This window comes from Actinoallomurus sp. NBC_01490, from assembly GCF_036227085.1.
GTDB lineage: Bacteria > Actinomycetota > Actinomycetes > Streptosporangiales > Streptosporangiaceae > Actinoallomurus > Actinoallomurus oryzae.
Map to the genome: position 1 here is coordinate 1,866,296 of NZ_CP109433.1, position 26,087 is coordinate 1,892,382.

The 26,087-nt window shown below is 69.8% G+C and carries 2 protein-coding genes; both read left to right on the forward strand.

What is annotated here, in order from left to right; genetic code table 11:
- The first annotated feature begins 7 nt into the window (after positions 1–7).
- Complete coding sequence (gene eccCa / locus OG417_RS09345; protein ID WP_329252683.1) at positions 8–4,126, forward strand: type VII secretion protein EccCa; 4,119 nt, start codon at positions 8–10, stop codon at positions 4,124–4,126.
- On the forward strand, positions 4,123–25,977 hold the full coding sequence (locus tag OG417_RS09350) for a scabin-related ADP-ribosyltransferase (RefSeq protein ID WP_329252686.1): 21,855 nt from the start codon (positions 4,123–4,125) through the stop codon (positions 25,975–25,977). Before eccCa ends, OG417_RS09350 begins: the two co-directional genes overlap by 4 nt.
- Positions 25,978–26,087: the final 110 nt, after the last annotated feature.

The following is a 26,087-nucleotide window of genomic DNA, read 5'->3' on the forward strand; positions in this document are numbered from 1 at the left end:
CCAACCGATGAGCAGGATCGCCTTCCACCGCCCCGCCCGGATGGCACCGCCGCCCGTGCCGGAGGACAAGGTCTCCATCGCGGCACCGCCGCAGTTGCCGCCGCCGAGCGGAATGTCGACCATGCTCACGCTCCTCCTGCCGTTGTTGACCAGCGTCAGCATGGCGGCGTATCTGATCTCGACCGGCCGGCAGTGGATGATCCTGCTGGGCGTCCTGTTCATCGTCACGTCGGCGGGGTTGAGCATCGGCTTCCGGATGCAGATGCGCGGGAAGAGCCGCCAGGCCAGAGAGCACCAGCGCGAGCGTTACCTGGAATACCTGGCGGGGATCCGCCGGCAGGCGAGAGAGGTGGCCCAGGTGCAGCGGTTCGCCGCGGCCTGGGTGCATCCGAGCCCGGAGCGGTTGTGGGCGATCGCGGTCCGCCGGCGCCGCGTCTGGGAGAGGCGCCCCGAGGACCCCGACTTCCTCCGGCTGCGCATCGGCGTGGGAGACGGTCCGCTGGCCATCACCCTGATGACCACCCGGCGACCCGATCCGACCGTCGAGTACGACGCCCGTTCCCTGCACGCCGCCGAGGAACTCGTTCAGGCCCACAAGACGGTCGAACGGCAGCCGGCGTGGATCGACGTCGGGCGGGCCGGCGTGGTGAGCCTGCTGGGTCCGGCCGCGGAGACCGAGGCGGCGGCCACCGCGATGCTGTGTCAGCTCGCCACGCTGCACGCGCCGGACGACGTGCAGGTCGCCGTGGTGACGTCCGGGAACGCGCAGGGGGAGTGGGCCAAGTGGCTTCCGCACGCGCACGAACAGGACACCCGCGAGCGCGGGATCGAGGTCGTCCCCCTGGTCGCCGAGGACCTGGTCGGCCTGGCTGACCACCTCGAGGCCGAACTCGACCGGGCCGTGGCGGCCCGCGCGGAGCGGGGAACGCGGCTGGTGTCCATGACCGCCCAGGAAGGTCCGCGGCGGCGGCTCGTCATCGTGCTGAACGACTACGATCCGCAGGCGGCCTGGACCCGATCCCCTCTCGTCCTCCGCCTGATCGCGGAGGCGGGGCCCCACCTCGGCATCACGGTGGTGTGCCTGGTCACGGCCGAGGCGCACGAGCCGGAGCGCGTCGACGTGCGCGTGCGCCTCGAACCGTCCGGCCGCCTCACCCTGGAGGGCGCGAACGCCGGGCTGTACAGCGTCGTGCAGGACGCGACCGTCGACCGGATCGCGCCCGCCCTGCGGTCCCGGATCGCCCGCTCGCTCGCGCCGCTGCGGCTCACGGGCGAGCAGGAGCAGGTCCTCTCCCAGTCCGTGTCGCTGCCGGGCATGCTCGGCATCGACGTCACGTCGCTGGACCCGACCGCCGCCTGGCGCTCACCGGACGACGAAGAGCTCCTGCGGGTGCCGGTCGGCGTGACCGCCGATGGTGAGGCCCTCGTCCTGGATTTGAAGGAGTCGGCGCAGGGCGGGATCGGGCCGCATGGACTGGTGGTGGGCGCGACCGGTTCGGGCAAGAGCGAGCTGCTGCGGACACTGGTCACCGGGTTGTCGTTGACGCACTCGCCGGAGCACCTGGGTTTCGTGCTGGTGGACTTCAAGGGCGGCGCGACGTTCGCGGGCCTGACGAGGTTGCCGCACGTGGCGGGTCTGATCACGAACCTGGCCGACGACCTGTCCCTGGTCGAGCGCGTACGGGACGCGCTGGTAGGGGAGCAGCAGCGGCGGCAGCGGCTGCTGCGGCAGGCGGGCAACATCGACTCGATCCGCGACTACCAGCTCAAGCAGGCGGCCGGTGGTACGGACGTGGACGGCGCGCCGTTGCCGCCGCTGCCGTACCTGATGATCGTGGTGGACGAGTTCGGGGAGCTGTTGTCGCAGCGGTCGGACTTCATCGACCTGTTCGTGCAGATCGGCCGGGTGGGCCGCAGCTTGGGTATGCACCTGCTGCTGGCCACCCAGCGGCTGGAGGAGGGCCGGCTGCGCGGCCTGGAGTCCCACCTGTCCTACCGCATCGCCCTGCGCACGTTCAGCGCGGCCGAGAGCCGTACGGTGATCGGTTCGGCGGACGCGTACAAGCTGCCGCCCATCCCCGGCTCCGCCTACCTGAAGGTGGACGAGTCGATCTACGAGCGGTTCCGGGTGGCGCACGTCTCCCGGCTCTATGAGGACCCCGCCGCGCAGGCGGGCCGGTGGAAACCGATCGCACCGGTCCCGTTCGGGTTGCGCACCCCGCCCACACCGGAGGACACGGCGCCCGAGCCCGCGGTCAGCCCCGTGCCGGGATCCGGGACGACCGAGCTGGAGGTCGTCGTCGAGCGACTCGCGGCGAGCAGCGCGCCGACCCATCAGGTGTGGCTGATGCCGTTGCCGCCGCGCTTCCCCCTCGACCCGCTGCTCGCCCCGGTGGAGGTCGTGCCGGAGCGGGGCCTGCAGAGCCAGGCGTGGCCGGCGGGCGGAGAGCTGAAGTTCCCCGTCGCCGTCGCGGACCTGCCCGCCCAGCAGGAGCAGCGGCCCGTCGTGCTGGACCTGACCGGGATCCACGGGCACCTGGCCCTGGTCGGCGCGCCGCAGAGCGGCAAGAGCACGTTCCTGCGCACGGCCCTGGTCAGCGCGATGCTGACCCATACGCCCGAGGAGCTGCAGTTCTACTGCATCGACCACGGCGGTGGCGCGCTGCACGCCCTGCAAGGCGCCCCGCACGTGTCGGGGGTGGCCGGGCGGCGGGACACCGAACGGGTCCAGCGCGTACTGGCCGAGGTGAGCCGCCTGATCGCGGTGCGCGAGCGGATGTTCCAGGACCTGGGCATCCAGTCCGCCGCCGACTTCCGCCGGCGGCGCGACGACGGTGAACTGCCGCCGGGCGTGCGCGCCGCCGACGTCGTCCTGGTCGTGGACAACTGGGGCGCGCTGCAGGCGGAGATGGAAGACGTCACCGTGGTCGCCACCGACATCGCCACCCGTGGCCTGGGCGTCGGGGTGCACCTGATCCTGACCGCCAACCGCTGGGCCGAGATCCGGCTGGCGCTGCGCGACAGCATCCCCGGGCGTCTCGAACTCCGGATGAACGACCCGGCGGAGTCGGAGATCAACCGTCAGGAGACACGGCGGCTGGGCCGGGTGCCGGCCGGCCGGGGCCTGATGCCGCCCGGGCTCCCCTTCCACGTCGCCCTGCCCCGCATGGACGGTGCCGACGACCTCGACGGCCTCGCCGAGGCACAACACGAAGCCATCGACGCGATCATCGATTCGTGGCAGGGACCGCCGGCGCCGCGGCTGAAGGTGCTGCCGGAGCGGATCAGCGTGAAGGAACTGGAGGAGATCCTCGCCGACACGTCGGCCGTCGGGAACCCGTGGGAGGACGCCGGACGAGGACTGTCCCCGACCGAGGTCCCCATCGGACTGGCCCAGACCGATCTGCGCCCGGTGGGCCTGGACCTCACCCAGGGCCAACCGCACTTCCTCGTCTTCGGCGACTCCGGCTCGGGCCGGACCTCGTTCCTGCGGGCCTGGATGCGCGGCATCGGCCACCGGCACTCACCGTGGGACGTGCGCTTCATCGTCATCGACTACCGCCGCAGCCTCCTGGACGTCCTGCCCGAGCCGTACATCGGCGCGCACGCGGGTAATCCCGAGCTGGCTGCCGCCTTCGTCGCCCAGGTGGCCGAAAAACTGAAGGAACGGATGCCGCCGCCCGGCCTGACCGTCGACCGGCTGCGTGAGCGTGACTGGTGGGAGGGACCGGAGTTCTACCTGGTCGTCGACGACTACGACCTGGTGGCGAGCGGCGCGGACCGCGGCCCGCTCGCGCCGTTGGCCTCCTTCGTCACCCAAGGCGAGGAACTCGGCTTCCACGTCGTACTCGCCCGCCGCGTCAGTGGGGCCGCGCGGTCCCTGATGTCGGACCCGATGGTGGGGCGGCTACGGGAGTTCGGCGCCGACGGGCTCATCCTGTCCGGCGATCCGCGCGAAGGCGTCCTGCTCGGGGACCAACGCGCCGCACAGCGCATCCCCGGACGCGGCCTGCTGATCCGCCGGAGACAGGAACCGACGCTGATCCATGCCGTCGTCGATGAGGAGACCGAGCCGGTGACGTACGACGCCCGGCCGGCCGAAGCCGGAAGGGAGGTTCAGCCATGAGCGGTGAGTGGGAGACCAACATGGATGGCTGGACCGACTGGACCGATTACGTCGGCAACCTGGATCTGAACGCCATCATCCAACTCGGCAACGAGTGGATCAGGATGGGCGATGCCCTGTACACCGAGGAGCGGAGCAACACCAATCTCGTCGCGGTGATGGGCTGGCGGGGTGGCGCGTACACCGTCGCTCAGGAGGCCTGGCACAGCCATCTGTCGGTGGTATTGCAGAATGCCGCCGACGGGGCCTGGAAAATGGGCGAGACCATTCACGCCTATGCCCAGAGCATCTATGACCAAGCACAGAAGATGGCCGAGGAGAACAATAAGAACTATCTGATAACCATCTTCAGCTTCTTCCTCAGTGTGCTGACGGCTCCGGTGAACTTCGCGATCGGGGCCGTGCTCGGAATGCTGTCGAAGATAATCGGAAATCTGCTCACCATCGCCCTTGACGTCACCGTGGGGGCCGCCTCGACCTTCCTCATCGATATCACCGCCAACGCCCTGGCGTCGGCCGCCACTCACACGGCGGTCACCATCGACTGGAACGAGGAGGGTAAGAACATCGGGCTGGGCGGCGCCATCGCCGGTGGTTTCGGCGCCGCCGGCATTGCGGGGGGCAGGTTCGGTGGCTCCAAAGGTGGCCCGGACACCCCGACGGTGCCCAAGACCCCGGTCCCCAAGATCGGCCCCACGCCGACGGCGGGAACGGGTACCGGGGGCGGCCGGGTGTCGCCGAACGGTGATTCCGGAAGGACCTCGTTCGAGGGTGCGGGCAGCGGCGGAGCCGGTGCGGGGAGTCACGTGCCACCGGTGGTCAGGCCCGGGGATACCTCGTTCAGCGGTACGGGCGAGGGCGGTGACCATGCGTCGGGGACGAACGGCGCCACCGGGCGAACCGGCGATGACGTGGTCACGACCACGTCGTCCGGGCCTGGTACGCGTGTGAACCAACCGCCTCCCACCACGAACTTCAGTCCCGCGCAGAACGCCTATGCGAATCCCGGTTCCCGAAGCACCGGACACGCGAGTGGCGCGGATGACAGTGCGGCTCCGCCGGTGGTGCGTTCGGATGGGGATGGCGGTGCGGCTCCGCCGGTGGTGCGTTCGGACGGGGGTAACGGTGCGCCTCCGCCGGTGGTGCGTTCCGGTGGGGAGAGCGGCGGCTCAGGGGGAGTGCGCGGCGACGGGCCGTCGACGACCACGGGTTCCTCGAATCACGCGTCGACCTCGTCAGGCCCGGCACCCAAGTCTCCCGGTGACCAGGCTTCCGCGAAGAGCTCGGGCGAATCCGGGTCCGGTGGCCCGGGTAAGGGCGATGGCCAGGAAGGACCGCCGACCGTTTCCCGGCCAAACCGGACTCCCGAGGCGGATCAGGTGGGGGACAGGGCCCGGCGGGTCGCCTTGGACGGTGGTCTGGGTGAGAAGGAGGCGGCGGACTGGGGGAACCGGTTCGCGCAGGCTCATGACAGTGGTGGGCGTAGTGCCGTCACCAAGTTGCATGAGGAGCTGACCGCGCGGATCTCGGATCCGAACACGCAGCTCGAAAAGGCGCTGGGCAACATTTTCGGCGGGCGCTCCAAGGGGGGTGGTCCTGCCGTCAAGCCTGCGGATCCGGGTCCTTCGGATAAGCCTGTGGTGAGTGGCCGGGACGGTGGGCCGGCGGATGACGGCCCGGGCGAGAAGGGGCCGAAGCCGGGAGAGCCTGGACCGGATGCCACCCAACCTCCATCCGAGCACGGCACCGGTTCGAACAGCGGGGGGTCCAAGCATTCTCCCCAGGCGGATCAGGTGGGGGACAGGGCCCGGCGGGTCGCCTTGGACGGTGGTCTGGGTGAGAAGGAGGCGGCGGACTGGGGGAACCGGTTCGCGCAGGCTCATGACAGTGGTGGGCGTAGTGCCGTCACCAAGTTGCATGAGGAGCTGACCGCGCGGATCTCGGATCCGAACACGCAGCTCGAAAAGGCGCTGGGCAACATTTTCGGCGGGCGCTCCAAGGGGGGTGGTCCTGCCGTCAAGCCTGCGGATCCGGGCTCTTCGGATAAGCCCGTGGTGAGTGGCCGGGACGGTGGGCCGGCGGATGACGGCCCGGGCGAGAAGGGGCCGAAGCCGGAAGAGCCCGGATCGGATGCCGCCGGACGTTCACCTGGGCACGACGCCGGCTCCACCGACGGTGGAAGCAAGCCGTTCTGGAGTGATTCAAACGCGTCTGACCGGTCTGGGCCCGGTAATGGCGGGACGATGGTCATCGATCGGCCGACGACGCCCGACAAAGGTCTCGACTGGCTTTACAAGGGGCTGGCGAAATTCGAGCCAAAGAAAGCCCCCAGCGCCGACTTCCCTACGAGTTCTCGTGACGGTTCCCCCGTCGCTTCTCGCGATGGCGCGGGACATGAGGGCGGCGGGGTACGGGACGACGTTTCGTCGTCGAGTCATGAGGGAGGGGCGACGTCCCCGCCGAAGCCACGGGGTGCCGACACCTCCTCCGGCCCTGCCCGGACTCGGGACGAGAATGTGTCGACGGCCGAAACCGCTTCGGACGGGCAGAGCAACAGAGACTACTCAGCCGCACAGACGGCACGGAGTTATGAGCAGTTGGCGATTGCTCGCGGGCTGTCCGCTGATGAGGCGCTTTCGTGGAGTAACCGGTTCTTCGACGCCCAGGCGCGGGGTGACCGTGGGGCTCTCCAGGACCTGAAGAACGCGTTCGACCAACGTCTGCAGGACGAGCGCGCGTTCTCGCAGCTCATGGGCCGTGACGGCACCCGGTCGGGCGCGGCTCGTGGTTCCGCCGGCTCGGTACGGGCCGAAGGCAGCGCCGTCGGTGCAGCGGGCAGTGGTCCGGTCAAGGGGGCGACCAAGCCCGGTGACGCCGAATCGAGTGGGGGCGGCCGCGTCGAGGACGGTACGTCGTCCGGAGTACAGGATCCAAGCGTCGGTACGTCGGCTCGCGCCGGTGAGCGGCCCGGTGCCCGGGAAGCCGAGGGAACGCGGGCCACTGCGGATGCGCGCGGAGCACAGGCCAAGCCGGCTGAGGGTGGCGCCGTCGCCGAGCGGGACGGTCGCGCCGAGCCGCGGGACGGTCGCGCCGAGCCGCGGGACGGTCGCGCCGAGCCGCGGGATGGTGCGTCCGCTGCTTCCCGTCCGGCCCCGGCGTCGGAGCAGGTGGGAGTCGGGGAGGCCGCCCGCCGGGCGGCGTTGGACGGTGGGCTGAGCGAGAAGGAGGCAGCGGACTGGGCGGACCGGTTCACGCAGGCCCATGCGAGCGGTGGGCGTCCGGACGTCACGCGGCTGCACGGGGAGTTGCGGGTCCGGATCGAGAACGCGCGGACCGAACAGGCGATCCGAGACGGCCTGGAGGCGGCGGAGAAAAGGGCCCTTTCGTCGGCGCGGACCGCGGAAAGCTACGAGCGTATGGCCGTGGCCGGGGGCTTGTCGCCTGAAGAAGCGCGTACATGGGGCCACCGGTTCTATGTCGCCCAGAGGGCGGGTGACCCGGCGGCCGTCAAGCAGGTGAGGGTTGACTTCGGCCGGCGCCTGGAGGACGAAAGGCTCTTCTTCCAGGCCATCGATCGGCGGGGCTCCGTACCGAAGACAGCCGGACCCTCGGCCGAGAATCCTTCGGCCGAGGATGTGCCGGTGTCGGGGGCGGCCGAGACCCGGGCGGACACCCGCGTCACCGGCGAACCCGCCCCCTCCCGGCCCGCACGCGGAACCAACGGTTTCCGCAGTGTGTCGGGCGCGGTGTGGATCGACGGTGAGTTCGACCCGAGTTCGTCCACGGTCTCCATGGGCGATCGCGCCCGGGATCTGGACCAGCTCGTACGGTGGATCGGCAAGAACACGCCGTACGAGCCGAGCGACCCGCTGCTCCTGAACGTGCCCGGTGCCGGGGTTCGTGGGCCCGACGGCAAGCCGTCGTTCGCCGAAGCCCTCGCCGAGCGTCTCGGCGGCCGCGTCCTGACCCCCCAGGAGAGTCCGTCCGGCACCCGCGACTGGGTGGAGCACCGACCGCCGGCACCGACGGAGGACGGCGGGCCGCGTACCCGGCGATCGCCGGCCGAGTCGACCAGCGCGAGCGACGGCTCCGCCGCCGAGGGAACCGGTGCTGCGGCGGATCACGGCAATGGTCCGGCCGTCGAGCCCGACACGGACGGCGCTGACATTCCTCGAAACGACGAATCCCGGCACGTCCACCCGGGTGACGCTCCGACCTCGTCCCGAGCCGCGTCCGGAGGCAAGCGCGTCCGCTGGGCGGACCTGGAGGGTGGCGGAACCCAGGAGGCTCCCGCGTCTCCGGCCGGCGGTCAGGAGGAGACCGGTTCCGTATCCGGCGGCGTGTTCGATGAGACCGTCCCGGCGGCGAAGGTCGAGGACGTGCTCGGGGCGGCGAGGCTGTACGCCACGGCGGAGGCCCGTCCGGTGGTGCTCGATCTGCGGGAATCCGCCGAGGACGGCCTGCGGCTCGATGGGCAGACCGCCGAACTGCTCGCGAGGATCGCGCCGCCCCAGACGGTGTTCGTCACGGGGCGGGTACGCGATGGTCAGTTGATGGTCGGTGACGTGCCGGTGGACCCGGCCGTACTGGCCGCCTCGATCGAGTTCTGGGCGCCCGGGCACCAGCCCTTCCTCCTGATGCCGGGGTCGAGGAAGATCGCCGGGCCGCTCGCGACCGCGACCGGCGGCCCGGTGCAGATCGCTCCGCACGGCGTGCTCATCGATGTCGACAAGGGGACGATGACCGCCGCCGCCAGCGGCAAGGCCCCGGCCGGGCGGCCGAATGAGGCGCGCTTCGAGGTATATATCCCCGAGGAACAGCACGAAGGATCGGAATCGTCGTCGGCGTACGCCGCGCTGCCGATGAGTTATTCGGTGCTGACCGCTCCCGCCGACGTTCCCTCGACCGCCGGAACGACGAGCGCCGACGAGACGAACACGAAGCCGGTCGTGCCGAACGCCGGGACCGCTGCGCCGATGACGGACGGGGGCACGCCGGAACCACCGGTGCCGCCGCAGCCACCGGCACCACCGGCACCACCGGCGCCGCCGCAGCCACCGGCGCAGTCGGAGCCGATCAAGGTCGACCGGAGGGCGCTGTCGGCCCTGACGCCCCGGCTCGGGCTGCCGTACATGCGGCAGCTGATCGCGGCGATCCGGCAGGAGGCCGCCGCACAGGGCGTCACGTTGCCCGAGGACCGGATGCTCACCTTCGTGAAGCGGCTGGTCAGCAACTACGCGTACGCGCTGGGCGACGGCACGAACGACGCGAACACCAGCGGCCTGATCGTTCCGCTCGGCGAGGCAGAGTTGCTGGTCACCTTCGATCCGACGGATCCGCACACTCTCGACAACCCCGCGGGTGCGATGGACGGGCGCCCCGCCACCCTGCCGGCCCCGAACGGGGAGTTCGTCGGCAACGAGACGATCAACTCCTCGTACGCCACCGGCGCGCACGTCCAGACGACCAGCGGCCAGACGGAGCAGACCCACGGTGCGTTCGCGCCGACGTTCGGAATCGGCGTGGGAGTGGGCCCCCTGAACATCGTGCGGATCGGCGGTTCGGTCAGCGGGACGGCGAACCAGTCGAACCGTAGCATGAGTCATGTCGAGGACGCCGAGGGCGGTCACGTCGAGGACTACCGGGGCGAATCGACGCTGCTGGCCTTCCGCCCCAACATCTCGTTCAAGCTGCGCACCGAGCGCGAGGGTGTGAAGACGCCGGGCTGGGCGCAGATCAAGCCGACCCGCATCGCGGATCCGGGCACGGAGGAACTCCTGCTGTGGGCGCCCGAGCCGTACACGAAGGAACCGTCGGCCGATCCCGTCACCGCGACCGGAGAGGACGTCGATACTCGACGGCTTCCGCGGCATTTCTACGCCTCGGGCCTCACGAACCTGCCGGAGCTGTTCGACGAGATCCTCGGCACGCTGGCCTCACAGGGCCAGAACCTGGAGATCGGCAGCGTCACCCGCGACGAACTGCTGCAGAAGCTGGACAACCTAAACACCCACCTGGACAAGGCGGTCAACGACAAGAGGGGCTACCGCTTCACGCTGCATGACAAGTACGGCGATCCCCTCGCCACGGTGCAGCTTCACGCTGTGCGGCTGATGGAGGGCGTCCAGCGCGTGGGAGCCACCAGCGACAAGGTGCACGTGGAGGTCCCCCGGACCGGCATCGACGGGACCAGCGGCGGCCACACCGTCTCGCACTCCAGCGCGGTCACGCTGCCGAGCGTCGATGTCGGCTTCGTTCCGCCGAACCTCCCAGATCTCGGGATCTCGGCCAACTTCTCCGTCGGTTACACCTCCAGCAACACCGACTCGGTGTCGGCGGGCAAGACGGGCCTGTGGGTGATGGTGCCGCGCTATACGGGCCACACCGCCGCGTACGCCATGGAGTTCGCGCTGCAGGCGAAGGTGATGGTCCGTGCTCACGGCAAGACGGCGAACCCCCGGACGGCGACGAATCCGGTGCGGAGCCGTGGGCTGGTGCGGCTGCCCGAGCCCGAGGCGTTCAAGCATGGGCTCCCGGTCGACCGCGACGCGCTGAAGCCAGGGTTTCGCTCCACCGGCGACACGGTTCCGTATGCCCCGGACGCGCTCACCACCGGTCCCCGCGGCAAGGACGCGAAGACCCCCGAGGCGGAGCAGCGTGTCGAGCTGCCGGAGTACCTGTTCGAGGGCAAGGGCATCGGGTTCGGCACCGTCAAGCCCGACGAGGCGACCGTCGACGCGATCAGGGAGATGATCGCGTCGAAGCTGCGGCCGATGGGCTTCCTGCCGGAGGACGAGGAGGACCCGTTCGCCGGCGAGCACTGGTACACCCACGGCAACAAGATCGTCAGCCGGCTGGACAACGAGGAACTCCTGGACAAGATGGTCTCGGTGTGGGGCTTCGCCTCCCACTACGACCGGATGCTCCAGGACGGCATGAGGTTCACGCTCAAGAAGCGCCGGGGCACCACGGGCGTCGACCTGGACGTCGACTCCGTCGAGGTGGAGATCAAGGCGACGCAGCGAGCGGACACGCCGCCGAAGTACCTGCGGACCACGGACGAGTACCACCTCGTCAATCTGCCGATGGGCATGGACACCGCGGGGATGTCCACGGGTCACTCCCGCAAGCTCGCCGGCGGCTTCAAGTTCAAATTCCTGTACCGGTTCCTCCAGGGCGCGGGCTTCGGCGTCGAGGCGCAGCGGATCGTCGGCGCCACCGACGCGGTGACCTTCATCAACAACCAGCCCGACCTGCTCGAACATCCGGGTGACGCACTCGAGGTCGAGCTGACCAACGACTACCGGGTCACCCTGCGCTTCCAGCACTCCGGACAGACCGGAAAGATCCACAAGGGCGGCCGTGATCTGACCCTGCCCACGCTGGAGGGACAGAAGGCGATCGCGCACCTGATGCCGATCGACCTGGCCGAGCAGCCGGCACCGGACCAGATGTCGGTGCCCGAGCTGGTGAACGCCGAGAAGTGGACGCCGGCCGAGGTCCTGGACCAGGGGGTCGTCTTCCACACCGACACCACCGGCCTCACCGACGCCGCGGCCTCCATGCTGGGGGACCTCGTCGGACCGGCCGGAGCGGCGAACCAGAACGTGAACGCGTTCGCCGGGCTGACCGATGTGCGAGCGCATCTGAAGGAGATCTTCAACAAGGAGTACACCACCGACCAGCTGGTCGACCCCGGCCTCTTCCGCAACAGGTTCGCGGCGCTGAACATCGCCGGTGACCTGGGCCCGTCCACGTTCGTGGGCGCGACCTCCGACAACTTCGTGCTCGGCATCATCAAGCTGCTGCTGCTGGAGAGCAAGCTCAGCGCCAACAGCTCGAAGGGGATCACCTGGGACCAGCTGAACGCCGCCTTCGGAGGCAACCTCAACGACGTGGCCGCACTCACCGGCGCGAGCGACGTCAACAAGCACTGGCAGGGGAACGCGTCGCAGACCGGATCGCGGGTCGGCGGCAAGGAGTACATCCAGGTCGCCGTCAAGCGGGCGTTCCTGTACCAGGCCCCCGCGCACTTCACGGTCTCCGGCCGGATGGAGAAGCACGCGAAACTGCTGCCGTCTTCGCACACGAAGCACGAGCCGCGGCAGGTGAACGACCGCACGCTGCTGTACGTCCTGACCGAGCCCGAAGCGCTGAAGTGGTACGCGAACGGGACGCTGCCGGTGTCGGACGCCGAGCTCACCAAGTCGCTGACCCGCTGGCGCGACGGTGACCTGCGGCTGAACGGAGACGTCGTGGCCGGGGTCCTCACCCGGTGGCACACGGACCTGACCGCACGGCCCAACCCCGGGGTGGCGGAGCCGGAACTCGTCACCGAGCTGGCCCGCGACCTGGCACGGATGCACGGCAAGGGCGGCCTGCGAGTGATGGACCCCGCCACCCGGGAGCGGTTCGGCACGGCCTTCGACCTGCCGCTGACCGACCCGCCCGTCACCGGCCGGCAGGTCGACATGCCGCAGGACCTGGTCGACTACGCCACGGGCGAGCGGAGGCTGCCGAACACGCGGCTGGCGGAGGCGATGACCGAGTGGCAGGCCGGTGACCTGGAGCTGACCGGCGACGTCGCGGCCGGGATCCTGCACCGATGGAAGGCCGAGGCGCCCGACCTGCCCGCCCGCCTGCGGGTCGACCGCGCGGCCATGGCCACGACCCTGGCCGGCCGGCACACCCAGGAGGTCTCCCCGGTACGGGACGAGGCGGTCCGGGCGGCGTTCAACGAGGCCTTCGGCAAGAGCCTGCCCGAACCACCGCTCCCCTTCGAGGAGCTCCGGCTGCCGGAGTACCTCACGGGCAAGAGCCCGTTCACCGGCCACAGCGGCCTGCGCACGTGGGAGCACCGGGACGGCAGGTCGACGTACCGGTTCGTCAAGGAGCAGGTCGACGAGGTCGCGCCGGGCCTGCTCTCGGCCGGTGCGGAGGTCTGGGACCGCGAGGGCCGGGTCATCGGCCGCCTGCAGGGCGGCGTGGACGCCCTGCAGGCCTTGCTGGCCAAACGCCGTGACCAGACCATGATCGATGAGCTCCTCGGCGAGGAGGGCCTGTCCCTCTACCTGGTCCACCCGAACGGGTGGCTGCTGGCGGACGTCGTCGAGGTGAGGCTGCGCCTCGCTCTGGGCAAGCCGGAGGTACGCGACTTCGCGCCGGGGGAGAACAACGAGGTCTACCTGCACGGCTATCAGGGCACGGCCACGTCGACCTCGCGTGACGTCTCGCAGGGCGCGACCTTCCCCCAGATCTCCCCCGGTGGCCGGCAGAGCGTCTCCGGGGGCGGATCCGGTGCGCTGAAGGCCTCGGTGGGCAACCACCGAGGGGTCACCCGCGCCGAGAACAACGTCGTCGAGCAGACGGAGTACGGTTTCGACCACTACATCCTCGGCTTCGACACCGAGCTGACGGCGGAGGTACGGCGGCTCGGCATGCCCCACCGCCCGCTGAACAACCTGCTGAACAAGACGTTCGACGGCTGGACCCACCACAGTGCCACCAGGACCGCCACGATCGACGGCACGCTGGAGATCCAGTTGCCGCGCGCGCTCGCCGAGTCGGGCTCGGCGGACACCGCGCACCCCCGGCCGAATCTCACCCCGCTGCCCAAGCTGCCGGAGGACGCCGTCATCACCGGCGTGGTATTCGACGACACGGTGCGGATCGGCCGTGACCTCCTGGCGCGGATGTTCCCCCCTGGCTGGTTCAGCAAGCTGCTCGGCGAACGGCCCGGGGATCCGGATCTCCGGTCCAGCCTGTCCATGCCGACGCTGTTGTCGCGGATGCACCTGGCCGGCCACCTGCGGGACGCGACCGGTGGGGACACCTACAAACTGGGTGACAACATCTTCAGGCCCGGCGCCGACCGCAGACGGGCGACGCTGTCGCTCAAGGGCGACCTCAGCGCGCTGGAGGTGCTCGCCCCGCTGAAGGCGGGCGCCGGCGTCGGCCGGTACACCAAGCACCAGAGCGGCACCACGGTCAACGCGAGCACCGATCACGTGCGCGGTGCGGTGGACATCGCGGGGAGCGCCCACGGCCCGATGGGCGAGCACACGCCCGGCCACTCGTGGGACCTCGGCACCAGCAACGGCCGTAGCACGTCGTTCGGCGACGCCTCGGCCGGTACCGAGAACTACCGCCGAGAGCAGCACCCCAAGGAGAAGGGCCCGCTCTACCTGGTCCGGATGCGTTTCCACGGCCGCCTGCGCGCCGACCTGTTCCACCATCACCTGTTCGGCTCTCCCAAGCCGAAGGGCCGGTTCTACAGCGACCCGATCACCGGCTACGTGTACGCGGAGCTGTACCAGGCCGAGGTCCACGAGATACAAGCCAAGATCGTCAAGAGCAACGCCGAGACCCCGCCGAGGCCGGAGTCCTGGCCCGCGATGGACGAGGCGCCGAGCTTCGACCTGGCACCGCTCCTGGCCCGAGCGGCGCAGAAGGAGAGCACGGCACAGGAGGCGTACCAGGACATCGCAAAGTACATCCGGCGGCAGATCGGCGGCTACCGGCCGGTGGTGCTGACCGCCGACGAGAAGGCCATCGCCCTGCAGGCCTACCAGGCCGTGCTCGACTGGGGGCTGCGCACCATGCGGGCCGACCTCGCGGCGGCGCGGGAGGCCGACCCGGCCGTCGAGACACCGGACGCGCTCCGGCGGTCCGAGCTGCTGCCGCGGACTCCCGGCGGCTCGGCCGAGACCATTCGTGCGGCCACGAGCGACATCATCAACGCCGTCAACGAGGTGCACGCCCTCCGGCCGGACAACCCGGCCGGTGCGCCCGCAGCGCTGCCACCACTGGCGGCGATCTCCCAGCTCGACCTCGTCGAGCTGGGCCGTGACGTCGCGCACACGCTGGGAGCGCACCTACGAGTGGACGTCACCCACTCCGACGGCACCGTGCGCCAGGCCTGGAGCTCGCCCGGCGGCAGCACCTACTTCCACGACCCGGCCACGGCGAGTTGGGACCCCGGCGCCGGCCTGTGGGTCTTCGACAAGGCCGCCTCCCGGCGCCGTATGTTCACTTCGGCCATGGCCGAACGGCAGGGCCTGGTGTCGCCTGAGCTGCGCGCGGAGCTGGACCTCTACGGCCTCGGCTACCAGGAGATGGGGCGCCTCTACCTGAGCGCGCAGGTCCGGCAGCAGACGTTCGAACAGGCCGTACGCACCGAACTCGGCGACCGCACGCGACGGCTGTCCGAGCAGCACCCCGTACTGCCGGTGCTGCTGGCCCGCGCCGCCGCCGCCCACTCCCACTGGCAGGACGAAGAGGGCCGGCTGGAGCGGCGGCAGCTCCCCCCACTGGACACCTCCGCCACGGCCGTGTCCCTGTCCGAGCGGCTCCACGCGGCGCAGGACAACGCCGAGACCGCGCGCCGGCTGCTGGACGACCTGCGGGCCATGGCGCGCGGCGGCCCCGGTACCCCGGCCTGGAAGGCGCAGGACATACGGTCGGCAGCAACCGAGGCCGATCGGCTCGACGGCCTCGGACTGCCCGCTCGGCTCGACGAGCCGTCCCCGCCCAGCCGCGCACCGCGACAGGGTGACGCGCCGTCCGCGCGGGTGGCGGATGGGACCGGGACGTCGTCGGACGCGGGAGCCTCCGGGACGCAGCCGGCGCCCGGCGGCGCGGGCGACACGACATCGTCCGCCCCGGCCGCACTGTCGGTGAGCGTTCCGAGCGTGGGCGCCGCTCCTCCGGTATCCGGGGACGTCCGCCACCGGCCGAGTGATGAGAACGCGGCCGCCATGTCCGCCACCGGATCGGCCGAGCGCGCCGGCGGTGCGGACGGTACCGGGACGACCGACCGCTCCGCGTCCGATGCGCACTTCGCGGCCATGACGGCGCGACGGATCGTCGAGGTGCCGCCCGGCGTCGAGCGACCCGCGCCGAGCCGGCAGGTTCTGCGGCAGGTCGTGACGCGGATGCTCACCTACAACCGGCCTCTCGCGGAACGGGTCGACGAGGCCGCGAGGGCGGTGATCATTCCACGCGGCGCCGCTTTCACGTCTCTGCCCCGCTTCCGCCACTACGAGGGACGGACCACCGCGGACGGCAGACCGTGGGAAGAGGTCCGCGGTCACCACGGTGCCGATGTCGTCGCGATCGCGGAGGAGAACCTCCTCGGCGAGGCGGACCAGGGGGGCGCCACCTACAGCAGCGGATACTCGTCCGCGGTTCATGAGATCGCGCACCTCCTGTACGAATACCTCGATCCCGCGGACCGCGACATCATCGAGCGGCGCTTCGCGGAGAAGACCCGGGCAGGAACGGCCGTGCAGTGGCCGGACGGCCCGCTCACCAATCCGGAAAGGCCCGGCAGCAGGAACTACTCGGCGCTGAACGTGCGGGAGTACTGGGCCCAGCTGACCGCCGTCTATCTGGGCACGAATACCGGCCTGGACCATTCCACCGGTCTCCCGCGCAACAACACGCTCCAGTGGATCATCGACCACGAAGGGCCGATGCTGGACCTCCTCCAGCGGATGTACGGTCCGCCGGGGGGCATCGAGGACGCCAACCCCGTCCATCGGATCCGAATGGAGGAGTGGGCCTACCAGGGTTACCGGATGTTCATGACGAACGTCCGAGCCCTCCATCCGGACGTCCTCACCGAGCGGACCGGGGACGACCGGCAGCCCGCCGAGACCGACCCGCCGGCCGGTGCCGGCGCCGAGCGGGCGCCGGCCCCTCCGCGCAACGATGTCCCGGTCCTTTCCGGCGAGTTCGATCCCGCAACGCGAACGATCTCCATCGCCAGGCGTCCTCACGATCAGGACTCGGCCGCGTATCCCCACGACGTGGAGCAGACCGCGCGCTGGATCACCCGTCACTACACCTTGACGGACGTACCGGTCAGGGTGGTGCCGACCCGGAAGGACCCGGGCCCGGTGACCGCCGGGCCGGGAACGCCCGGCCCGGCGGGCGAGGCCCCCTTCGCCGACCGACTCGCGGCGCGCCTCGGTGTCACCGTCCTGGTGATCGACCCGTTCACCGGAGCACAGACCGAGCACCGGCCCCCCGCCAAGGCCGCCCGCTCCGGCACCGGCATGCCTCGGCATGAACGAACCATTTACTTCGCCCCTCCCACCACCCCCTCCGGGACGGTCACCGGGGCGGAGCCGGACATCCACGCTGCTGGGGGCAACAGCGGTGATACCGCCCTACCGGGCACTTATCAAGCGGGACCGCTTCGGCTCCGGGGCGTCATGGGAATGATGGTCGGCTTGTTGCTGGTCCAGTCTGCCGAGCTGGTCTCAGCCGATTATGTTAAGCCACCGGCGCCATTCGGCTCGCGAGATCTGACCAGCGGCCAGTTGACCGGCCGGCCGGCCGACAATCCGCCGACAACCGGCTTGGGCCTTGCCCGCCCCGCGGCTACGCCGCGCATTTCCCCTGCGAAGGACTATAGGAAGCTCGACGTCATTCCCCACTTGGATGTATGGGGCGAGGGGAGAATTAACCTTGAACAGGAAAATCTGGTAACAGGGTTCGAGGAGGTGTATAACCTGAACCTGAAGAACAGGGAGCGTGAGCAAAAGGTCAGCAACGGCCCGAACAGGGGAAAATCGATCCCCAATCTTGTTCCGGTAGAAGATTACGAGAATCCGGTATTCCCGCTCCTGGATGGCAGTGTCCTTGTCGTCACCCTGATGGGTGCGCCGATAAGCAAGGGGACTGCGAGAGAAATACTGCGCGTTCTTAATAAAGCTGAAGGCAAGGTGATCCTCTACGGTCCAGATCCTAAGGCTATTAAGAATTTCGAGGATGTGGTCACAAAAAGCGGTGAAAAACTGACTCGCCTAGAGGATGAGGTCCTCCGGCCACCCTTCGACGAAATCTCAGATCTTGGGGACGTCTACGTCTACGGCCCCATCCAGAACAGCAACTCCGCGGACCTCGGCGGGCAAGTCGGCCCGGCCGAGCAGACCATCACACCCGACACCGGCCAAGACCAGGCCCCCGCTGTGGCGGGCGCGGGAGCCTCCGGGACGGAGCCGGTACCCGGCGGCGCCACGAAAGCGTCCCCCCCGGCCGCACTGCCCGGGAGCATTCCGAGCGCGAGCGCCGCTCCGCCGGCTCCCGGGGACGAAGGCGGCGTAGGCCACCAGCCGGCCGATGGGGACACGGCCGCTGTGTCCGTCACCGGATCACCGCTGGACGCCGATTCCGGAGAGGCCGGAGCAACGGGATCTCCAGGGCTGTATCCGGTGGTCGGTGACCGGGATGAGGAACCGTTGTTCCCCGCGCCGTCCGCGCCGCCCTCCAGGCATCGTGGGGATCGAATCATCAGGGACTGGGAGTCACTGTCCGCGGTGCGCTTCCAGTCGCGCTCCGCTGCTCTGCAGGAAATCGACCGGGCGGTCCGCCGGCTGGGGTCGCCTCCGAGTGACCGCGATCTGCGTCGGGTGCTGCGGGCGATCTCAGAGTGGAAGGAGGACAAGACTCCGCAGAGCAGCCGCTGGGACGTGGTGAGCCGGCTGGAGGAGAGGATCCGCGAGCGGAGGGATGAGCTGCGGGTGTCTTCTGCGCAAGCCGGTCCGTCGAGCGCGGCCTGGCACGAGCCCTACGACCAGCCGGAGCTGCCCGAGCCCGGCGCGGCGTACGACCAGCCGGAGGCGTCCGGGTACGGGTCCGGTCGGGTTCATGGCGATGTGTACGACCAGCCGGAGGCGTCCGGTTCGGGTGCTCACCGGCAATCGGCGGCGGCATACCAGAGCCCGGCCGCGGTGCCGCAAGAGCGTCCGGTCACCGTAGAGGGTTTCGCGCCGGCGAGCGGGTTCGAGGTTGAGCTGCACGGATTTCGCGTGGTCCTGCCCCCAGGCGAGGATCCGCAAGGGTACGGGACCCTTGTCACCAGGCCGGGTCTGTTGGACATCGTCCTGGACACGGCGGGTGGCGTGCCCATCCTGGAGGTCGTCACCAAGGCGGCCCGCAACCTGGCCGGCGGACAGGACGATGGCCGGGCGGAGCGATCCGAGGTGCTGGATGCGTTCGCGGACGTGCTGCGGAGGCTGATGGCGGCTCGGGACGGCGCGCGGCTCTCCAGGATCTTCCGGCAGGAAGACGGGTATGAGGTCGACCCGCTGGCGGAGGATCTTCCCGTACGGCGTAATCCGGCCGGGCGTGATCCGGCCGGCGCCGGCATCATGCTCGTCCATCACACGGCGACCGCCCCGCTGAGCGGGTTGACCGAGCTCATGAAGCACGTGGCCGGGCAGATGCGCCGTGAGTCGCCTCCGGTTCAGGCCGCCCACGCCGACCTGTGGGCCGCGGTGAACTACGGCGGGTGGGCGGCGTCCCTCTATGACGGGTGGCTGGCGGACCACCCGGAGTATGAAGCGTGGTCCGATCCGGCGGACCGCACGGACCTGGAGGGTGCTCTCGCGTTCGGATTCACCCAGGTCGCTGCCACCGCACGAGGGAGGTCGACCGGGACCCTGCCGAAGGACTACTCGGCGGTCACCTCGCGTGATTCGTTGGCAGCGATACGGTCCGCACTAGGGGTTGCTCCTCGGGCGTTCCTGGAGGATCAGGCGCAGTATCTTCGCGACGGCTTCACCCACGTTTTCGGTTCAGATCCGCTGTCCCGGTTGCTGCCGCACGACTGGGGGCAGCCGAGGGCGACGATCGGCCAGTACCTCGACAACCTGCTGACAGCGAGCCCGGAGCGCCCGATCGATCAGCACGAGGCGCTGGCGGTCCGGACCAATTACAACGAGCTCGATGCCAACCCTGTCAACGGCATGCCGCTGATCAACCCGGCCGTCGTCCGGATAGAGATTCGGCCATATGCGTCGACAAGTCAGAACCTGGCGACGATTCGACAAGACGCCGAAAGATTGGCGAGGGTCTCGCTTCGGCTGTTCAACCAGGGCCGGGAACTGCGCGGGTTGGCGCCGGTCGGTGGCCCGGTGGCCCAGCCGTGGCAAGCACCGGACTGGACGTTCCCGGCGCCGGGTGCGCCGCCGCGCCGGCGGTCGGCCCGCGGCTCGACCGCGTCCGGGTTCGATTCGGTGACGTTGCGGACGTGGGCTCATCGGCCGGTGGGGCCGGTGGGGCCGGTGAAGCCGGTGAAGGAGCCCGCCAAGAAGGTCGCCAGGCCGGCGAGCCCGGACGACTGGCAGAACGAACTGCCCAAGGCACCTGTGGTGCCGGTGGAGACGGAACGCCTGGATCCGAAGTTCAGCTTCGTTACCTCTGGCGTGAACTCGCGAGAGGAGTTCGAAAAGCAGGGGGCGGGCGTTCAGGTCCGGGCGAATGTGCAGCGGATCCAGGCGGCGAACGGCACGTGGGTGCGGCATCACGTCATCGCGCTCGCGGTCGATCCGAGACCGGGCGTGACCGAGAGCGACGTGAAGAAGCTGGAGGAGGTGCTGAACGACCTCCTCGATGAGCATGTCAACGACCGGGGGTATGAGCTTCCGAAGTCGAAGGATCAGCTCAGCGTCCAGGCGATTCTGCGGATCGACCCGGGGCATCGGCAGGCTGTCCGGATCGGGACCGGTACGACGGTCCGGAAGCGGACCGGTGAGGAGGAGGAGAAGGGACCCGACGCCCGTCAATGGGGTCTGGGGGATTCGCTGCGCGACCTGCTGCATGAGTTGCTGCACTACCTCGGCCTGCCGGACGAGTACGAGAACGGGAAGTTCGTCTTCCGCAAGAGGCGCCGTTCGTCCGTCTCCGATGAGGCGGTGAGCACGGTCCGGTCGGACGGGATCATGTCGGCGGCGGACTGGGACCCCTCCCAGGAGATGCCGGCGCGCTATGCGCGGATCATCGAGAACGTCGTCGACGCCACCGCCGTCCTGCGCGACCACCCGCTGAGCACATCGAGCGGCGCGGCTTCCGGCCCGGAGACGGAGACCACACCCAGGACCTCCCCACCGGACTATCCGGTGGTGGGATCGCCGAACGACACACCGCTGTTCCCCGCGCCGTCGGCGGGAGCGGCCGACGAGTCCCCGGCTCCGCCGGTGGCGGGCCGCTCGCGCGACGACGCGGTCGAGTCGCGGGAGCGTGTTCCGGAGATCGTTGGGCTCATCGAGGAGTATTTCGGGTCGGCGGGTGAGCTTGGGGGCGGTGTGTTCGAGCCGGCCCAGGAGGACGATGGCGACGTTCTCGATGGGCTTCGTTCTTTCCAGCGGTTGGTCGAGATCCGGTTCGCTGAAACCTATGAGAAGCCGTGGTGGGACGACGTCGTCAGCCGTTACCAGACCGCCTTCAAGGCCGCGCTGGCCGGTGATCGGCGTCTGGCCGGTGCTGTCGGCCGGGCTCTTCGTGAGCTGGACCGCAGGCTTACGGTCTCTCCCTCGGGCAGGTCGGTCATCCGAGATCTGCTGGGCGTCGAGAGTGAATTGCCCGACGCCGAGTTCGAACAGCGGATCGAGGACGGCGAATGGGATCTCGCCGACCTCATGTCCGCGTACGGTTCGGTCGTCGAGTCGGTCGCCGGGTCGGTCATCGAGTCGGTCATCGAGTCCAACCGCGACGGGCTCGGCGGGAATTTGATCCAGTATCCGTCCCCTCGCGAGAAGCGCTGGGCCGATGAGATGCACGACCGTGGCTATCGGCCCGACCATCGCAGGGACGTGGAATTGGAGCTCATGTTCCTGGTCTACCGTCACCTCGGGTTCGGGCCGGAGGACCGTGCCCTGTTCTTGCGGGCGGCGCTTGCCGCCTCGAGGAATTTGTTCGAGACGCTTGCCGCGTGGCGGTTCGCCGGGTTCGGTGATGATCCCGCCCATCCGGTGCCCGAGGAGACCCTCAAGGGTGAGGCGGCCGGCCTGTACGACTTGCTCGAGACCTTCGACCCGCGTGGTCTGACCAACGATCCGGACCTGCTCGCCGACTTGGTGCCGCCGCACCTGGGTGGGCGGCCGCCGGCCGGGCTCGGCGAGGTGCGTGACCACGGCCTGGGGAGCCGGCTCATCGACCGGGCGGGCCCGGCAGACCCGGTGACGAGTCTGCCCGATCGGCTCGAGCAGAGGCTCACGGAGATGGGCGTCGACCGGCGCGTGCACGCCCTGAGTACCGGCAACCTGATCCGGCTTGTGCAGACGCCCGACATGTGGGGCCAACCCATGACGAGGGAGGACGTCTCGGCGTTCGGCGACCGGGCCGTGGGGCAACTGGCCGGCACCGTGCGCGGGATCATCGGCAGTGGTACGCGGCTGATCGACGTCCTCAGCCTCTCGCCGCCGACCGGCCGGATCCGCGAAGAGGTGAAGAACGCGCTTCTCGACGTCGCCTCACGAGAGGGCTCCGGGCCTGTTCTCGTGCGTTTCCTGTTCGCGAACATCTCGCTGCGTGACACGTTCCTGTCCGGGTTCGTCAAGGATCTGACGAAGTTCCTCAAGGACAACAAGGTGCCGTTGGGCCAGGACCGGATGACCGTCCTGGCCGGGCAGTTGTCCAACATCGCCAAGGGCTCCTGGAACCATTCGAAGATCGTTGCAGCCGATGGCGCGGTGGCCCTGGTCGGTGGTCACAACCTCTGGACGGAGACGTACGGCGGTTATCCCCCGGTCCACGACGTCTCCATCGAGATGGTCGGTGATGGTGTCCGGCACGCACACGAGTTCGCCGACTATTTGTGGACGATGGGTGGCCGCGATCTCAAGGTCGAGCAGATCACCGAGAGTTATGAGGTGAAGACCCTGTCTCCGGGTCCGGCTCGGGACAAGATCTCCCTGGTCGACCTGGCGAAACTGCCTCGCACCAAGCCGGAACCGAGCCGTGGTGCTCCGGAGCAGTGGCACAGTGGCCGGGCTCTGTCCCTCGGCCGGGCGGCGTTCCTCGGCGACCAGGCCAGTGACACCGCCAAGGAAGAGGTGATCAAGAACGCGCGTCACAGCTTGAAGATCAGCCAGCAGGATCTGGCGTTCACCGGATTCACCGCGGAGAAAGATCATCAGGTCGTCCGGTGGATCGCCGAGGCGCTCGTGGACAAGCCGGAGCTCACGGTCGACATCGTTGTGTCATCGGCCAGGGCCGGCGCGGTGAACGGCGCGTACACCTGGGGGTTCGGCGCGCCTGGCACGTACGCGATGATCAAGCGTTTTGTTCGCAGGGTGGCCGATCCCCAGGCGCGGGGAGACCGCGATGAGGTCATCGAGAGTGCCCTGCGGAGGGTGAAGGTCGCGCCCTTCGTCTTCACCGATCGTGATGGAAGCGAGAGTGGATTCGCGTGGCCGGATCCGCCCGCGAGCACCATCGCACGGCGGTACAAGCCGGACGCGAAGATCGCGATCTCGAAGAAGACCCTTCCGGAGCCGGCGAACCACGCGAAGGTCTACATCGCCGATGATGCCCTTTACTACGTTGGATCGGACAATCTGTATCCGCACAAGCTCGCGGAGTTCGGCTACCTCATCGAGGGTGAGGCCGTCCAGGACATTGTCACCAACTACTGGGACAAGCTGTGGCGCTACGCGGCGCCGCACGCCACGGACTTCCACCGGGACATCGTCGAGGACTGGAAGGCCGAATCGAGCCTGGGAATGCGGTACCCGCGTTCAGCGGTCCTGAACGGGATCGACCAGGCGCTCGACCGTTGGAAGCAGGGAGGGCGCCTGGACCCGTCCTGGCTGGACCAGAACGAACGGCAGCTCAAGGACGTCCTGCGGGCGATCGACCGGTGGCGGGACATCGAGTACGGGCGGTCCGGCAAACGGAGCAAGGCCGTGGACCGGCTGGAGGCGAGCATCAGGCGGGAGCTCGACTCCGTGGTGGCCCGTCAACGGACGACGGGCGAATCCGCCGCGGAGGGCTCGCGACGGTCTGGGCCGCGCGGGTGGTCGCCGACCAGGCGCGGCGCTGAGGAGACCGAGCGGGAGTTCCCGGACAACGCGGTCGGCATTTCGAGGTTCGAGGCCGACTACACCGCCACCACCGAAGAGTTCCCCATCGTGGTCCGTGACGAGTGGTGGACGGTGTGGGGCGCAGGGGCTGAGGATCCGGACCTGCGGGTCTTCGTCGCGAAGAGCCAGGCGCTGGGCGGGTTGCGCGGGCAGTACGACGCCGAGTCGCCGAAGGCGGGCCGGGTCAGCGACGATCAGGGCCGGCTCTACGCCGAGGGACCCGCCTGGAACTGGTATCTGCCGGGTCGCTCGGCCGCGGTGGCCTCTTCCCGGCCGAGCACCGATGAGCATCCGAGTGACCCGCAAGCCGCCGGGGCGCCTCTCAGGCGCACGAGCCGGTATCCCGTCACCGACCGTCCTTCCGCCGATCCGGCCTTCACCGCCGCGCGGCCCGGGACGCTCGCCGCCGGCCTGCCGCACGCGATGAAGTGGCGCACCGATGACGCCCCGCTGTACAAATTCAGCCAAAAGACGCCGGAGATGGTCTTTCGCGCCGATGGCGGCCTGTTCCCCAGGGGTAATCGACTGGGGCATCTGATCGACCATGTGTACAACAACCCTGAAGACACAGGGTATGTGAGCACGTCGAGGAGTCGGCGGTATCTGCGGGACTCCGCCCAGAACGACCCGGTTTCGGCCTCCCTGCTGTTCGACCACTACCGATACCGCTATGACGTGGTCCTGCCAGGCGGGATCGATGTCAACGCGACGCTCGATATCGCGTCGCCATTCCCTGACCAGGAGGAAGTCGCCTTCCCTGGCGGCATCCACGTGCGGTTCATCCGTGGCGTGCAGCCGTTGCGGGACGGCTCACCTGACGGCGAATACGTCCGCAACCCCTACTTCAACCCCTCGCCCACAGAGGCGCCGGCCGCTTCGCACCGCACCGCAGCGGAGACGACCGGCATCGTGGCCGGCACCGTCGGCGATGTGGCGGCCTCCGGCACGGACCCGTCCCACGAGCCGGGCCTGTCCTTGCGCGGTGGCGGTCTCGATTCCTCGGTGCCACGCGGGTGGGAGCACGTGACGATGGGACTCCGGGGGCTCGGCTCGGCGCTCAAGCCGCAGCCGGCGGCCGCGCGGGGCAGGAGGCTCCTGGCAACGGGATTCCGGCGTCTCGACGTGGGTTCCGCGGAAGGCGGTGCCGCGCCGGACCACGTGCCCGATCCGAGCGAGGACGTGCCCGCCGGATCCCCGGACTCGACGCCGTACCCGCTGGACCCGGAGGGCGGCTCGGGGGCCGCGGCGGATGCCGGCGGTGTCGACGACAGCGGGCTCACGCGGCCGCAGTCGGCGGCGCTCGAGCGGATGGAGCTGCGCCCGGTGCGGGTTCTCGCGACCGGTGACGGTGTCGTACACGCCTTGCAGGCGGTGGCGCCGGCAGAGACGTCCGTGGCCGCTCGCGGCCGGCCGGCGTCCCCGGCGGAGCTGCGGGGGTACCTCGCGGACACGCTCGCCGCCGACCTGAACAGCGGCTCACGGCGGCTCTGGCCGGCCGTGCGCATGCCCGTCGGCGCCACGGACGGCCAGAGGCGTGCCTTCGTCGCCGCGCTGAGATCGTCGAATGGCGGGGCCGAGGCGGACGAGGTGTTCCTGGCCGCGGCCGCCGCCGTCCTGGGGCTGCGGGTCGCCGTCCTGCAACCCGACGGCGGCACCGTCGAGTTCGGATCACCGTCCGGCCGGCCGGTCGTGCTGGTGCGGCTGCTCGCGCCCGGCCCGTACACCGCCGCCTGGGCCGGCACCGAACCGATCGCGGACGGCGTATCGCCGGTGACCCCGCCCGCACCTCCCGCGCCGCGCCCACCGGTACCCCCCGCGCCGCCCACCGGCGACGACGCGGGTGCGGCAGCACCGTCGGCGCGGAACGCCGCCTCGGCGGAGCCCGCGGCCCGGACGCCGGTCGCGAACCTCGGCGCCGACCCCTTCCGGGGGAGCGCGGGCGATGCGTCGTACGGCCGCCGACACGGACCGCTCGGATGAACGCGATACGCGGCGGCGGGGCGGTGGCGGAACACCGTCACCGCCCGCCGCAGGTCCGCCGGCCGGCCGTCGGTTTCGCCCGTCCCCTATCGCCGCTTCAGCACATTGAG